At 67.7% G+C, this 14,940-nt stretch carries 13 protein-coding genes; 5 read left to right on the forward strand and 8 right to left on the reverse strand.

The window, feature by feature from the left end:
* Window positions 1-362 precede the first annotated feature (362 nt).
* Window positions 363-740, forward strand: coding sequence for a type II toxin-antitoxin system Phd/YefM family antitoxin (locus AB5S17_RS06885; protein ID WP_369237564.1), 378 nt, complete (start codon window positions 363-365; stop codon window positions 738-740).
* Complete coding sequence (locus tag AB5S17_RS06890; protein ID WP_369237566.1) at window positions 727-1,341, forward strand: hypothetical protein; 615 nt, start codon at window positions 727-729, stop codon at window positions 1,339-1,341. The genes AB5S17_RS06885 and AB5S17_RS06890 overlap by 14 nt, the downstream gene beginning before the upstream one ends.
* Window positions 1,342-1,451: 110 nt before the next feature.
* Here AB5S17_RS06890 and AB5S17_RS06895 read toward each other — a convergent pair whose 3' ends face one another.
* The gene (locus AB5S17_RS06895) at window positions 1,452-1,772 is read right to left on the reverse strand and encodes a hypothetical protein (RefSeq protein WP_369237568.1); all 321 of its coding nucleotides are present in this window, start codon (window positions 1,770-1,772) and stop codon (window positions 1,452-1,454) included.
* An 80-nt stretch (window positions 1,773-1,852) separates the two neighbouring features.
* Between AB5S17_RS06895 and AB5S17_RS06900 the strand changes: the two genes are divergently transcribed.
* Both AB5S17_RS06900 and AB5S17_RS06905 read left to right on the forward strand, forming a co-directional pair.
* Window positions 1,853-2,488: a hypothetical protein gene (locus AB5S17_RS06900; RefSeq protein WP_369237570.1), complete on the forward strand. Its 636-nt coding sequence runs from the start codon at window positions 1,853-1,855 to the stop codon at window positions 2,486-2,488.
* Window positions 2,485-4,443, forward strand: a complete 1,959-nt coding sequence (locus AB5S17_RS06905; protein WP_369237572.1) for an AAA family ATPase — start codon at window positions 2,485-2,487, stop codon at window positions 4,441-4,443. Before AB5S17_RS06900 ends, AB5S17_RS06905 begins: the two co-directional genes overlap by 4 nt.
* A 64-nt stretch (window positions 4,444-4,507) precedes the next feature.
* Here AB5S17_RS06905 and AB5S17_RS06910 read toward each other — a convergent pair whose 3' ends face one another.
* The 6 genes from AB5S17_RS06910 to htpX all read right to left on the reverse strand — a co-directional run bounded on the left by AB5S17_RS06910 (window position 4,508) and on the right by htpX (window position 13,557).
* Complete coding sequence (locus AB5S17_RS06910; RefSeq protein ID WP_369237574.1) at window positions 4,508-6,754, reverse strand: hypothetical protein; 2,247 nt, start codon at window positions 6,752-6,754, stop codon at window positions 4,508-4,510.
* A gap of 394 nt (window positions 6,755-7,148) precedes the next feature.
* On the reverse strand, window positions 7,149-8,765 hold the full coding sequence (purH, locus tag AB5S17_RS06915; RefSeq protein ID WP_369237576.1) for a bifunctional phosphoribosylaminoimidazolecarboxamide formyltransferase/IMP cyclohydrolase: 1,617 nt from the start codon (window positions 8,763-8,765) through the stop codon (window positions 7,149-7,151).
* A gap of 112 nt (window positions 8,766-8,877) precedes the next feature.
* Window positions 8,878-9,054, reverse strand: coding sequence for a hypothetical protein (locus tag AB5S17_RS06920; RefSeq protein WP_369237578.1), 177 nt, complete (start codon window positions 9,052-9,054; stop codon window positions 8,878-8,880).
* A 44-nt stretch (window positions 9,055-9,098) separates the two neighbouring features.
* Window positions 9,099-10,814, reverse strand: a complete 1,716-nt coding sequence (locus AB5S17_RS06925; RefSeq protein WP_369237580.1) for a heparinase II/III family protein — start codon at window positions 10,812-10,814, stop codon at window positions 9,099-9,101.
* 197 nt (window positions 10,815-11,011) lie between these two features.
* A complete protein-coding gene (locus tag AB5S17_RS06930) occupies window positions 11,012-12,337 on the reverse strand; it encodes an RsmB/NOP family class I SAM-dependent RNA methyltransferase (RefSeq protein ID WP_369237582.1) in 1,326 nt (441 codons plus the stop codon).
* 134 nt (window positions 12,338-12,471) lie between these two features.
* Window positions 12,472-13,557, reverse strand: a complete 1,086-nt coding sequence (htpX, locus tag AB5S17_RS06935) for a zinc metalloprotease HtpX (RefSeq protein ID WP_369237584.1) — start codon at window positions 13,555-13,557, stop codon at window positions 12,472-12,474.
* Window positions 13,558-13,792: 235 nt separating this feature from the next.
* On the opposite strand from htpX, the gene AB5S17_RS06940 reads away from it, so the two are divergent.
* Complete coding sequence (locus AB5S17_RS06940) at window positions 13,793-14,068, forward strand: hypothetical protein (protein ID WP_369237586.1); 276 nt, start codon at window positions 13,793-13,795, stop codon at window positions 14,066-14,068.
* 38 nt (window positions 14,069-14,106) lie between these two features.
* On the opposite strand, the gene AB5S17_RS06945 is transcribed toward AB5S17_RS06940, so the two are convergent.
* Window positions 14,107-14,838, reverse strand: a complete 732-nt coding sequence (locus AB5S17_RS06945; protein WP_369237588.1) for a Crp/Fnr family transcriptional regulator — start codon at window positions 14,836-14,838, stop codon at window positions 14,107-14,109.
* Window positions 14,839-14,940: the final 102 nt, after the last annotated feature.

Below are 14,940 nucleotides of genomic sequence, written 5' to 3' on the forward strand. Positions count from 1 at the left end.
AGAAAGTTGGGTTTCCAGCTACGGGAAGGTCAATGGCGCGCTCCGGGTTCCGTCCGGCCCTATGGTCGGCGGGTTCGAAGGAATCGTTGCTGGGCATCGACCGGTCCGGTCCGAAGAAAGTTCGTTCAGAAGCGCCCGCTCATCGCTTCCGCCGCACGAAGCTGCTGTCTATGGGTACTGAGGTCCTGCGGAAGGCTTGTCCAAGGCGCTGATATCGCTTCCGTCCTCCGGTCGGACGATCCGGTATGCACCGATCCGTGGCGCGATGCGCACTTAATTCGGAGACTGACGAAATCGACGACGCCTCAATTGCTACCTACGTAAAACACGTATATTACGTGTAATAAATGGCGGAGGCGAAGTTGGAACTGTTCACGGCACTCGATCTTCAACAGCGCAGCGGGGACCTGCAACGGACGGCATCCGCAAGTCCGGTCGCAATCACCCACCACGGAAATCCTCGTTATGTCCTGATGAGCGCACAGGAATTTCGCCGGCTGAAGGCAGCGGCCGGTGAAGAGATCCCGGCGGCGTTATCGAGGCGAACCCCCACCGTCCAGCGCCGCTTGCCCCGCGATCCTCTGGGTCGTGACACCAGCGATTTCGAAGCATTCGTCGTCGATGTCGCCGAACATGCCTTGTCGGGACGGGACCGTGAGGAGATTTCAGAGGAGATTGCTGCGGCAGAACGGCGGCTCACCGGGAAAAAGGGCGGTCGAAAAGATCATGTTCGACCGTAAGTCTCGGCTACTCATTCCAGACAACACTCCGCTGTCCGTTCTCTCCCTTCTTGGAGAAGATGCGCTGAACTGGCTTTTCAAACCGGATGTCGAAGTCTGGGTTACCGATATGGTTCGGGAAGAAGCCGTCCGCGATCCGGATCCGGGATCTGATAATCGGACGGAGCAGCGCCGCGATCTTCGGAACTGGTTCGAACACAATGCCGACCGCATTCGAGTTCAGGAAACAAGGGCGGGAAACGAATACCGTAAAGCGATGAAGGCCTGGGAACTGGCTGGTAGCCCGCCGGAGCTGAAGCCCTCCTGGGCCGACCGCGGTGAAGAGAGCATAATTCAGGTCCTCGATGGCATCGAGAACGTCCTCAAGGACGGGGAGGCCGTCCTCGTCATCATGGACGACCGCAAAGGGCGAGCCGCCTTGAGGACACTCAATCACGACCTGGATATCATGAGCACCGAGTCATTCGTCATATGGATGACAGAGCGATTCAATATCCGGGAGGCTGAATCTGCCTGGCAAACGATAGCCTTGATCATGGGGAAAGCGATTCCCCAACTCAAGGAATCTGACGACGAACCGGTTTCCACATTCCGAGTCTGAAACGGTCATCTACAGTCGAAACTGCAGCAACGGCGGCGTACGCAGATAGGGATCCACTGGGATGAAAACCCGGGCGGTCGTACCGCCCGGGTTGCATTTTTCCGTCAGCTTCAAAATTTGACCCCTCCGCTCCACTGTAACGCACAGAGGCAGTAGCCTGCAGAGATCTGCCGTGACAGCCGCTCCTCGATCTCGTGCTGCCCGCGGATCAGGCCGCGGACCGCCTCGCGCGGGTCGCCGCCGGCCTCCGCGATCGCGGCCTCGACCACGTCGTCCGGGACGTTTGGAAGATGGACCGTCGACTTCTCCGCCTTCGCCATGACGACCTCCGTGCGAACCCCCGAGCAGAATCGGGGTTGACCGACCACCGATGTTCTTATTACGTTCTCATCCATGATCAAGCGCACGAAGATGACCGTAGTCGTGGCCAAGCGCCCGACCTCCCGCACCGCCGGCTGACGAAGCTCCCTCGTCCACTGGCGATCGCCCACGGCATCTCCGGACGACGACCATGAGCCTCCGCCTCGATCATTCTCTTCTCGACAATTCTGCTGCCGGCGCCTCCCGCCTTCTGACCGAGACGCGGCGTCGCGCGTCAGGCCGCCGCTTCGGCCCGACGGGAACGGTCCGCTGCACCGGGCGCCCGGCGTTCCGGTCGGCACTGGCGCGCGATCTCGGCCTACTGCTCGATCTCGACCCCGACGTTTCCGAGTGGTCCTGCCTGCCGGCCGTGCTGGAACTCGCGAACCGTGACGGCGAGGTCCTTGACCGCGTGCCCGACTTCCTCGTTCGGGAGGAAGACGGCCGCGAACGCTTTCTCGACGCCGGCGAGACAGGCCTGACGCCCGCCGATCCCTCGGTCGCTTATCGAGCGGTCCCCGAAGACGAGATCCGCTTGGAACCGCTCCTTTCGAACGCTCGCGACGCAATGCGCTACGCGAAACGCGTGGTGCCGCTCGGCGACCGGGTACGGCTGCTCGCGTACCTGGCCGAGATGTCGCCGATCACGCTCGTCGAGGCCGCCTCGGCGATGCGCGAGAGCAGCGAGCCCGTCGGCGCGGTCATCGCGCTTGCGCTGAGAAGGATCGTCCGCATCGACTGGGAAGACGCCCAGATCGGACCTGAGACACCCGTGAGGGCGAGATGAGAAGACAATATCGGGGCATCCCGTCGGCTGCGCGGCGCGCAGCGGCACAGGAGAATGAAGAAGACGAGGCGGAGCGCGAGTTCTCCCGGCAGCAAGTGCTGCGGCAGATCGAGCGTCTCGGCGCTTCGGAACGCGTGATCTTCGACGCCGTCAGCGCCGGCGTCGCTGCCGCCGCGGAAGCGCGACCGGATCGGAGCCTGCTGATCGCCGCGGTCGTGTTCGACGGCCGATGGGGCGGCCCGGCTGCGACTGCGATCAAGGTGGCAGCGCGCGAGGCCTATTGCGACGTGACGTACGACCCGGTCGTGCTCGCGGCTCCGAACAGCAAGGCTTCCGGGCAGTCGTTCGGCTCGTTCGACATCGATCGCGTTCCTGCATTCCTTGCCGAGAACTCGCTCATCTGCCTCTTCGGCGAGGACGATGCCATCCCGGACCTGCTCCGGACGTTCGCCGACGCGATCATCGACGTGCGGGAGCCCTCGCAGGATATGCTCGCGGAAGAGATCGGCTTCGGGGACGCATCGGACCTACCTCACCCGCTCGGCTTCCGGGACTTCGCGCCTGATCAGTTCGACTTCGCGCTGTCGCGCGGCCGGACGCCGGCGGAGCGCTTCTCGCTGCTCGTGACGCTTGCACGGCGGGACCCGCCGGAGCGCGAACGTGCGGATCCGCAACCGGATCCTGACGACGGTCCGCGGCTCGAGAATCTCGACGGCTTCGGCACGGCAAAGGAGTGGGGACTCCGGCTTGTCGAGGACCTGCGGGCGTTCGCGGCAGGCGAGATCGAGTGGCGCGACGTCGACGCGGGCGCGCTCCTCGTGGGCCCTCCAGGCACCGGCAAGACGACGTTTGCCGAGGCGCTCGCCAACAGCGCGTGCGTACATTTCGTGCCGACCAGCTACAGCGATTGGCAGACGAACAGGGGCGGCTACCTCGGCGATGTCTTGAAGGCGATGCGCGCCGTCTTCAGCGAGGCGGCGGCGAACATCCCGGCCCTCGTCTTCATCGACGAGATCGACACGGTCCGCGGCCGCGGCAGCACGGACAGGAACGACGGCTGGTTCACCGCGATCACGACGTGCCTGCTCGAATGTCTCGATGGGATCGGTCGGCGGGAGGGGGTCATCGTGATCGCTGCCTGCAACGACGACAGCAGCCTGGATCCTGCGCTCGTTCGATCGGGAAGGCTCGACCGCCGCTTCTTCATCGGCCTCCCGGACGAGGCGGCGCTGGGGGGAATTTTCCGGTACCATCTCGGCGACGGGATCGACCAGAACGTCATCGAGAGGGTCGCGACGCTGTTCGCGGGCACGATGTCGGGGGCGGACGTCGTGCGGATCGCGCGCGACGCTCGCCGCATCGCGCGCCTGGCGAAGCGGCCGCTCGCTGCCGAGGATCTGGTCTCGGCGGCCGTTCCGGAAGACCGGCGCTCGCCCGCGGTCATCAGGCGCGTCGCGATCCACGAGGCGGGACATGCCGTCGTTCGGATGCTGTTCGGTCAGGTGCCGAGGTCGCTTTCCATCATCGAGAGCGGCGATCTCGGTGGCTTCGTGTCGCACGACGTCGACGTCGCGACCGTCGAAGGGCTCGGCTCGGAAATCGCTAGAGACGTCATCGCGATGCTCGCCGGCAGGGCGGCCGAGGAAGTCATGCTCGGTGTCGCGTCGGCCGGCGCCGGCGGCCCGCGGGACTCGGACTTGGGGCACGCGACGCGGCTCGTCGCTGCTGCAGAGGGTGTCTACGGCTTCGGCGACACGCTGGCTCACGGGCTGGAGGTCGACGGGCGGCGCGTCCGTGCGCGGCTCGCGAGGCTCTACGCGGAAGCGATCATGCTCGTCCGCCGGCACCGTGCCGAAGTCGAGGCGCTGGCATCGCTCGCGATCGAGAAGCGGGTCCTCGGCCGGTCGCTTCTCGCGGAGTTCGCCGTGCGGCGCGGTCTCGGCCGCGCCGGATGAGGCGACGACTTCGCTCTCAGAGGGGCCTCGGCGGATATGCGTCCGCCGAGGCCCCTCGTCTTTGTCAGGCCGCTTCCCATACCTTGTTCAGGATCCGCGCCGCGATCGTCGCCTTGTCCTGCGGGAGAAACCGGCCGTAGTGCTGGGCGACCATCTCCGGGGTGTCCTGGATCGCGTAGCTTGCCTGCTCGTAGGATCCGGTCTGCTTCAGGATGTGCGTCGCGAGCACGTCCCGGACGTTGTGCGGTCCGTGAGGCAGGAGCCCGGGTATGGCGCCCCGTCCCGTATAGGGATTGTGGATGCCGTACCGCTGCACGGTCAGCCGCCACGCCTCGTAGAAGGTCGTCTGATTGTAGGCGGCGTCGGCAGACGGCCTCTTGGCGGTCTTGACGAAGAAGGTGCCGGGATCCCGCGCCGGACCGAGCAGCCGAGCCCTGTGCCGGCTCACATAGGCGTCGATCATCGGGTAGAGCCCGCCGATGTCGGGCAGCACCAACCTGAAGGGCTTGTCGGCGAAGAACGTCGAGGTGGCGTTCTTGAACGCGATGGCGGGGATCAGGACCTCCCACCCGGCTTCGCGGATGCTCCACCGGATCTCGCCGCGCCGGGCGTCCTCGAGAGCCCGCTCGGAGGTCGGAACACGGTCCCGCGGACAGAGCAGGAGTTCGCGCAGGTTCTTCTGGCGAAGGCCGAGATGAAGGCCGAACCGCAGCAGGAGAAAGGACCGGACGGCCTCGGCCGCCGACTTCGGATAGAGCCTCTCGTCCGGCATGAGCCGCAGGATCTCCTCGGTGATCTTGCGGTACTCCCCGACCGAGCTGTCGGCCTCCAGGATGGGCAGGATCGGCTCGAAGGGATCCCGATGGATGCGGGCCACCCGGTCGATCTCCTTGATCCGGTTCCGGCCGTGCCGATACATCGCGTCGCACGCCGCCGCCCAGTCTCCTCGAGCCCTCTCCACGTCATCTTCCGAGACCATGCCGGGTATCGGCGCGAGATGCAGAGCGAGCCGCGGGTTCTGCCGGAGCCACCCGGTGTCCGCCCTGACCATCGCGAGCACGATGGCCAGCATGTCGACTTCCCACTGCGTATAGAAGCCGCGCCGGCGCTCGCGCCACTGAAGGTACCAGTCCCAGACGGCGGGGAAGACGAGGTGGCCGAAGGAGAGAGCGGCGAGATCGGCCCCGAAGCCCTGGACCTCGCTGTCCGGCGAGGAGACGAGCGCGCCGAACATCAGCCCCAGATGCTCGATCTTCTGGTCGGCCGTCTCGGCGTTCCAGACACCGTTCCGCTGGAAGCCGTATGCCGTCAGCGTCGAGGTCTTGAAGCGGAGGAGATCGTCCATCTCCTTCTGCAGCCGGGGCGGCGCGTCCACGACGCCTCCGTCGCCCGACGGGAGGGCGCGGGAACCGGGCCGGCGACGGGATCCGTCGATGTGCCGGAAGCGGAGGGCATAGCGCTGCTGCGTCGCCGCGGCCTGATAGCGGCGATAGTCGGTCGAGCCGCTGATCACCACCGTGCGGACCCATTCCAGGATCTCGGCCTGTTCGGCGGCCGGCCGGGAGGCGAAATCGTCCGGCAGATGCCAGACGAGCCGCCGCCGTTCCGACGGCGTGATGTCCGCGAGGAGGTGCCCCCTCGGCGCCGCGTTCTGCTTCGGCAAGAGGGCCTTCAGTGCCCCGTCCGGTAGGCCGTAGCGCTTCTCGATGAAGGCGACGGTCCGGAGACTTCTGATCGTCCGCGGACTGGCGCTCGCGCTGCACCAGTCGGAGAGCGTCTTCGGATTGCACGGAAGGCCGGAAGCCTCGATCGCCCGGGATAGATGGTACATCGTCTCGCCATGCCTCTCGATCTCCCGGCGAAGCGCCTCGGCGAACGTTCCGTCCGGAACCGCGGCTTCCCACAGCGCCGGCGGACGATCGAGGATCGGACGAGGCTTCCGACCCCGCTTTTGTTTCGGCTTCTCTCCGGATGCTCGGCCGGCCGGCGGAGTCGACGGCGACGGTGGCGACGATGGCGATCGCAGGGGGACGGCAGGCGCTCGATCTTCCGCGGCGAGTGCCCGGCACAACGCGTCGAATATCGGCTGCAGGTGATTGCGGTTCGTCCGGATCGCCTGCGCCTTCACGCCAGTCGCATTAGCCAGGAGCGAGTGATCGATCCATTGCCTTCGGTATGGCGGGAAGCTCCGTGTCGCGAGGAGGTCGAGGAGGTAGCGTTCGATCGCCATCATCTCGCTGCGCGAGAAGTACGGCGCCAGGCGGCGCTGGCAGTAGGCTGCAATCGTGGTCGGGTTCAGTCTGGGTTTCATGAGGGTCCACGTCCAAGAATGTTGAACGTGGACCCTCATCCCGAAGCCGCCGGGCGACTGCCAGCCACCGAACGGTTGACGATCAGTCGCGAACTGCGACCCGGTCGGCGAGACGATCGCCCGGCCGATGCAACGGGGTCGGGAGAAGTCCACCAGAAGGATTTCTCGCCGGGCCTTCGACCCTCACCGCAAGGAAAAACAGGCCGACCGCAAGGATTTGCGCTCGGCCTGTTTTGCGCTTAAGACTTCAGTAACACCTCTGAACGCCTTCGGCAGGAATTGAGCGAAAAGCCGTCTATCGCTGTGCCAATTCAAGACATTGGTGTACTTTTGCAAAACTTTGGTGGTCTTGACAACAGCCGCGAACTCCCCTGCGGCCGCCCTCCTGTCGGCGTCAGTGCCGGAAATGCCGCATGCCGGTGAAGACCATGGCGATGCCGGCCGCATCGGCCGCCGCGATCACCTCGTCGTCCCGCACCGACCCGCCCGGCTGGATCACCGCCGTCGCCCCGGCCTCGATCGCCGAGAGGAGGCCGTCGGCGAAGGGGAAGAAGGCGTCGGAGGCGACGACCGAGCCCCGCGTCAACGGCTCCGAGAGCCCGGCCGCCTTTGCCGCATCGGCAGCCTTGCGCGCGGCGATGACGGCCGAGTCCACCCGGCTCATCTGGCCGGCGCCGACACCGACGGTCGCAAGATCCCTGGCGTAGACGATGGCATTCGACTTCACATGCTTGGCGACCCGGAAGGCGAACTTAAGGTCGGCGAGTTCGGCGTCGCTCGGAGCCCGCTTCGTCACCACCTTGAGATCGAGATCGTCGACCACGCCCGCGTCGCGCGACTGGACGAGCAGACCGCCTGCGACCGACTTCACGAACCGGCCGGCAGCGCGCGGATCGGGCAGGCCGCCGGTCAGGAGCAGGCGCAGGTTCTTCTTCGCCCCGACGATCGCAACGGCCTCCTCGTCCGCCTCCGGCGCGATGATCACCTCGGTGAAGACCTTCACGATCGCCTCGGCCGCGGCGGCGTCGAGTCGGCGGTTGAGCGCGACGATGCCGCCGAAGGCCGAGACCGGGTCGCAGGCGAGCGCCTTCTTGTAGGCGTCGACGAGGTCGGTCCCTTCCGCGACGCCGCAGGGATTGGCGTGCTTGATGATCGCGACGGCAGCCGTGCGGCCCGGATCAAATTCTGCGACCAGTTCGAAGGCGGCGTCGGTGTCGTTGATGTTGTTGTAGGAGAGCGCCTTGCCCTGCAGCTGGCGCGCGGTGGCGACGCCCGGCCGCGCCTCGCCGGTGCGGTAGAAGCCCGCCGACTGGTGCGGGTTCTCGCCGTAGCGCAGGGATTCGGCGAGTTCGCCGGCGATCGCGATGCGGCGCGGCATGTCGTCTCCCACGGCTCCGGCGAACCAGCCGGAGACCGCCGCGTCATAGGAGGCGGTGCGGGCGAAGGCGCGGGCCGCCAGCCGCCGGCGGAGCGAGAGCGCGGTCTCGCCGCCGCCCTCCTGCAGCGCTGCGAGGACATCCCCGTAGTCGGCGGGGTCGGTGACGACCGTGACATAGCCGTGGTTCTTGGCGCCCGCCCGGATCATCGCCGGGCCGCCGATGTCGATGTTCTCGACGATGGTGGCCTCGTCCGCGCCGGAGGCGAGCGTCTCCTCGAACGGGTAGAGATTTGACACAAGAAGGTCGATGCCCGCGATCCCGTGCTCGCGCATCGCGGCGGCATGGCCGGCGTCGTCGCGAATGCCGAGGAGGCCGCCGTGGACGCCGGGATGCAGCGTCTTCACCCGCCCGTCCATGATCTCGGGAAAGCCGGTCAGTTCGGCGACGTCGCGAACCGTCAGGTCCGCCGCCTGCAGCGCCTTCAGCGTGCCGCCCGTCGATACGAGTTCGACGCCGAGCTTCGCGAGGCCTGCGGCGAACTCCGTCAGGCCGGTCTTGTCGAACACGGAGAGGAGCGCGCGGCGCACCTTGACGCGGTCGGGAACGGGCGTGGCATTGGCCTTGACGGACATGAACGGGGACTCCTTGCGGGGATGGCGCGTTGCATCGCCCTGATAGAGCCCCATCCCGGCCGGAACAATGGCGAAGGCCGTTCGGCGAGACCGCCGATCCCGCAGGCGGCCGTCACTCCTGCGGGTCCGGCCGGCGCCGATCCTGTCCATCGACCACCGCGGGCCGGCCTTGCGTCGTGGCGGCGATGTCGTCCGCCGTGTTCGGCAGGACGCCGACCGCGCGATTCATGCCGGCGCAGCCGGAGAGGGCGAGCGGGAGGACGGAGAGGATGAGGAGTCGGCGCATCATGGCTCATCTATCCGCCTTGAGCGACCGGTCCAGCGCCGGTCTCGTCAGCGCTCGCGCGAAAACCGCCAGGCGATCTCCTCACCTTCCGACGCTTCGAAGGGGATGACGATCTGCAGCGTGCGCCTTGCGCCGGCGGAATCGGCAAACAGGATCGAATCCTCCACGCTGAACGGCAGGTCGGCGGTGAACCGCCAGACCTGGCCGCGCATCGTCAGCCGCGCCTCGCGCCCGAACTGCTCGACGGAGACGCCGGGATGCAGATGGAACCGCGCCGCGGCATGCAGCGGATGGCCGTGCAGGCGCCCACGCCTGGTGCGGATCAAGCGGTCCTCGCCGCTGACGCATGTCCCGTCGGGCGAGAGCGCGATCGTGCGGCTGTGCGTCAGGCCGAATTCGCGCTCATAGCCGTCATGGGTGGCGGTAAAGCCGATCTGCGGCCCCTCGCCCTCCCCCGCCGAGCCGTCCGTCGCCTGCGGCTCGGTGATGTCGATTCGGGTCGGTCCGGGGACCAGCGGATTGCCGAGGAAGCGGTCGAGGCTCTTCGACGGGGCGAAGCGCGAGGAGGAATGGTCGTCGAGGACGACCGTCGAATGCGCCGCCGTCGCCCGCGACAGCCGCCGCCATTCGGTCCGGTCGGCGACGGGGCGGCCGCAATTGACGACGATTCGGCAGGATCCGCTCGACAGTTCGAAGGCCAGCGTTCCGGCGCAGGCATTGTGGGAGACCGGCGCCGGCGGCGGCCGGCCGGTGTCAGCGATCACCACGGTCCCGCCGGCCGCGAGCCGGTGATAGCCGGACTGCCGCGCGTTGGAGAGCGGCTCGCCCAGCGTCTCGTCGAAGCGCAGGAGCGCCGTCATCAGCTGCAGGTCGGAGACGCCGGCGCCATTGAACAGCGCCAGCGAGCCATCGCCATGGCGGAAGAAGCGCAGGGCCGGAAGCATCCGGTCGATCGCCGAATAGATGCCCTTCGGGATCGGCTGGCCCTGGCCGAGATAGGTCTCGCGCAGCGGCAGAAGCTCGGCGAGGATGGCGACGAGCGCCGACGGATCGCGCGAGACATGGCCGCCATCGGGAAAGATCTGCCGGTCGAGTTCGTCGGCAAGGTTCTGCGCGGCGGCCCTGATGCGGCCACTCGACGTCGGCAGGCAGAGCGAGGCGAGGGCCAAGGCCATGCGCACCATCAGCCGCGGCGTGCCGTCCGGAGCCTCGGCGGCCACGAGGCGCAGGAAGCGCGCCTGCGCCGAAAGGCTCTTCATGAAGCGCCGGTAGAAGCGATGGTCGGCATCGCCGAGCAGGAGATCGGCATAGCTCATCCAGGCGATCAGCCGGCGCGCCGTGACCTCCGGCTCGAAGGCCGGGCCGGACAGCTTGGCGCCGCTGAGCCGCATCCAGTCGCCAAGGAGCGCGCGGGCATTGTGCGCCGCGAGCGCGTCGCCGGCCGCCGCGTGGTGCCGCAGCCAGGAGAAGCCGTGGAGCTTGGCGGCAAACCCCTCCGAGGGGGTCGGCACCTGGAAGATCGAGCCCTCGCTGAGCTCGACGAGCCGGCCCGCGAAGTAGAAGCGGCCGCCGTAGATCGCCTCGGCGATCAGCGGATCGCCGTGCCTCAGGCTCGGCGGGATCACCAACAGCTGCGCCGGAACGGCGCCGGCAAAGCGCCAGCGATGGATCGGCCCCGTGCGCAGGCGCCGGCGCACCCGGCGCCAGGCTTCCTGCAAGGTCAGGGCCGCCAGAAGCGGCTTGTCCATCACGATCTGCGACACGTCCGATCCCACCAGCGGCCAGCGGACCTTCGGGTCCTCTCACTCTGCCGCAGGCATGGTCAGGGCCGATTGGCCGAAGATCAGCGGCAGGTTTCCAGCGCCAAGTTTCCGCCGATAAGGTAAACGCTTTCCTACCGAGCCGAGGAGTCGAAAAATATGACGCTGCGACACGTTCCGAAACGTTCGCGGCGTCTGTGTCAGTTTCGCCGCAGCCGCGCCGCGAAAAACCCGTCGAGTCCGCCGAGTTGACCGTCCTGCGCCGGCAGCATGTCCGGCGCCGTGCGGACATCGCCGTCGGCGGTGATTGCGAAAGCGAAGTCCGGCAGCTCGTCCGGCGTCACCGGCACGCGGCTGAAGTCTTGATGCGCCGCCAGATACTTTGCCACGACCTCTTCCCCCTCGGCACGGTCGAGCGAACAGTTGGAGAAGACGAGGATGCCGCCGGGCTTCACCAGACGCGCCGCATCGGCCAGAAGCCGCGCCTGCACGTCGGCGAGCTTGTCGATTTCGGCCGCGTCCTTGGTATAGGCGACATCGGGATGGCGGCGGATCGTCCCGGTCGAGGAACAGGGCGCGTCGAGCAACACGGCGTCGAACGGCGCGGCCGGCGAGAACTCCGAGAGGCTCCCGACGACGGTCTCGGCATCGAGTTCGAGGCGGGCGAGATTCTCCTGCAGCCGCTTCATCCGCGACGCCGAGATGTCGAGGGCCGTCACCGCCGCGCCGGCACTGGCGAGCTGCGCGGTCTTGCCGCCGGGCGCAGCGCAGAGGTCGGCAACGCGCAGACCCGCGACATCGCCGAATAGCCGGGCGGGGATCGAGGCCGCGAGGTCCTGGACCCACCAAGCCCCCGCGGCAAAACCGGGAAGCCCGGAGACCGGGCCACCGAGCCGCTCCAGCCGCACTGTGCCGCCGGCAACGACCCGGCCCTCCAGGCGCTCGGCCCAGAGCGCGGGATCGGATTTCACCGTGATGTCGACCGGCGCCGGCTTGCGATGCGCGGCCGCGATCGCGCTCGCCCGTTCGTCCCCGTACTGCGCCTCGATCCGCTGCAGCAGCCAGGGCGGGCAGTCGAGCCGGGGGTCGCCGCCCGGGGCGCCGCCGGTCATCTCCCGCCCGATTCGGCGCAGGACCGCGTTAACGAGACTCTTGAAACGGGCGCTGCGCGGATCGGCGGCAGCCGAGGCGACCGCGAGATCGACCGCGGCGGAATCCGGCACGTCGAGAAACAGGATCTGCGCCGCGCCGACGTGGAGGATGTGCCGCAGCGACGTGGCGTTCGGGGGCAGCGGCCGCTCGATGCGCGAGGCGATCGCCTGCTCCAGCGTGCCGCGGAAGCGCAGCGCCGTCTGCAGGATCGCCCGCACCAGCGCCTGGTCGCGCGGCTCGAGCTTGCGGAAATGCGGATGACCGTGAGCCGGATCGGTCAGCCCGTCGAGCGACGTTCGGGCGTCGACGACGGCGCCGAGCAGCCGCGCCGCCACCTGCCGCGCGGCAAGGCCCGGGCGATCCGCGGCGTCCACCGGGTCCGTTCCGGCTTCGCCTGCCGGAGCGCCGGAGCCGACGCCGGCAGCGGCACGGCGCGGCTTGCCGCTCCGGGCCGAGCGCGACCTTCCCTCACCCTTGGCGGCGGGACGATTCTTGCCTGCGGGCCCGGTCAACGCTGGCGGCCCCTGCCCCAAGGGCCACGACCCCAGGGATTGGAGCGTCGATCGGTGTCCTCGCTCCGAACCGGCCGACCGCGCTCGCTCCACGCGCCGGGCTTCGGACCCCGCCGCACCGGATAGCCACCGTCACCCCAGGGACCGGCAGCGTTGCGATCATAGCCGTCCGCACGGGGCGTGTCGTGGCGCAGGCGGTCCGCTCGGGCAGCCCCGAGGCCGCCGAGCGTGCCGGCGCCGATGTCGTTCGCCATCGCCTGCAGCGCCGCGATGCGGTTCTCCGTGTCCGGATGGGTGGAGAAGAGATTGTCCATGCGCTGTCCGCTCAAGGGATTGACGATGAACATGTGCGCCGTCGCCGGATGGCGTTCGGCGTCGATGTTCGGGATCTGGCGCGCCGTGCGGGCGATCTTGCCGAGCGCCAAGGCGAGCCAGAGCGGATTGCCGCAGATCTCTGCGCCGCGCCGGTCGGCCGAATATTCCCGCGTGCGGCTGATCGCCATCTGCACCAGCATCGCCGCCAGCGGCGCGACGATGATCGCGAGCAGCACGCCGACGAAGCCGAACGGGTTGTTGTTGTCGCGGTTGCCGCCGAAGAAGAAGCCGAAATTGGCGAGCATCGAGATGGCGCCGGCCAGCGTCGCGGTGATCGTCATGATCAGCGTGTCGCGATGCTCTACATGCGACAGCTCGTGCGCCATGACGCCCGCGATCTCCTCGGGCGTGAGGCGCTCCAGAAGGCCGGTCGAAGCTGCCACGGCGGCGTTCTCGGGATTGCGGCCGGTCGCGAAGGCGTTGGGTTGCGGATTGTCGATCACGTAGACTTTCGGCATCGGCAGGCCGGCGCGCGCCGCCAGACCCTCGACGATGCGGTAGTATTCCGGCGCGCTCGCCGCGTCCACCTCCCGCGCGTGATGCATGGACAGGACGAGCTTGTCGGCATTCCAGTAGGAAAAGAGGTTCATGCCCGCGGCAAGGACGAAGGCGATCGTCATGCCGCCGGTGCCGCCGATCAGATAGCCGATGCCCATGAAGAGGGCGGTCAAAAAGGCGATCAGCATCGCCGTCTTGATCATGTTCATGAGATGGTCTTGCACCTCCGTCAGTGGCGGCGAAAGGCCGCCGGATCGCCCGCAAATCTGGGGATCGGGGCGGTTGCGTTCAATGTGTCTGGCTGGAGGGCGGCCGCGTGCGGCGGCTCGGCCGCGCGGGATCCGTGGCCGGCTGACGATCGCGCGGCTTCCACCCCTGCCCGTCCGGCTTATCTGCGCCCCCGACACCCGCCACTGCCGACATTGCCAATCCAAGGAGACTTCCATGGCACGCTATCGTCGCCTCGAAGGCGAGCGCCGCGAAGGCCAGCTCGTCGTCCGCCTCGTGAAGGAGGGCGACCGCGTGAAGGCCTTCATCATCGGCCTCGACGACACCGGCGACCCGGCCGAGCCGACGGTCTATCCGAGCGAGGAAATGGACCCGGAAGAGGCGTTCCGCGTGGTCGAGAACAAGCGGCAGGCGATCGGCGACGCCGAAGTGCTCGTCGAGAAGGAAGTCGACGTCGACTGGAACCCGGCCTGGGGGGAGTTCGCGGAATAGACGCCGCGCCGGATCTTCCTGCCTGGCCTTCGGCTGTTTCACGTGAAATCGGCGTAGGCCCGCAGCTTTTCCCGGTCGAGCCGAAGCTGCCGCGCCGAAAGCCGCTTGAGCAGCCCCTCGTCCTCGAGGCGCGCCAGGGCCCGCGTGACCGATTCGGCCGAGGTGCCGAGATAGTCGGCGATGTCGTAGCGGGTCATCGGCAGCGTCAGAAGACCATCCTCGCCCGAGAAGAACTGCTCGTGCGCCGAGCAGTCGAGGAGGAAGATCGCCAACCGTTTGGCGACATCGAAGCGCCCCATCACGATCAGCTGGCGCTGGGCACTGCGCCACTCGTGCATGGCCTTCACCAGGAAGCCGTACTGGAGGGAAGGGTTGGTGGTCAGGAACTGCTGCAGGTCGTGATACGGGAACCGGTAGACGGTCGCCGGCGTCACCGCCTCGGCGGTCGCGACATAGGTCCCCTCCTCCGCCAGGCCGAAGAGGTCGCCGGGCCAGTAGAAGGCGAGGATCTGCCGCTCGCCGTCGTTCAGCGTGACATGCGTGCGCACGAGCCCGTCCGCCAGAAGGAACAGGAATCGCCCCGGCTCCCCCTCTCCCAGGATCTGCGATCCCGGCGTGCGGTATTCGACGATCTCGGCCAGCCGGGAAAGTTCGGCTCGCTCCGCCCCCGACAGCGGCAACACTGCGCGCCGCTGGCCCGGCGCCGGCGGAAGGCTCCCGACCGCGCGGATCTTCAGATCGTGCTGGCTTTTGATCGCCTTGGCCTTCATGCCGGCTCCCCGCGGCCCGCCGCTCGACCGCCCTCTCGGGCGAAAGTCGGACTTGCGTCCTGACTTTTGTCAGTGCGGACCGTCTCCACAGCAGTTATAGAA

Source organism: Jiella sp. M17.18 (assembly GCF_041027365.1).
Lineage (GTDB): Bacteria > Pseudomonadota > Alphaproteobacteria > Rhizobiales > Rhizobiaceae > VKMB-3413.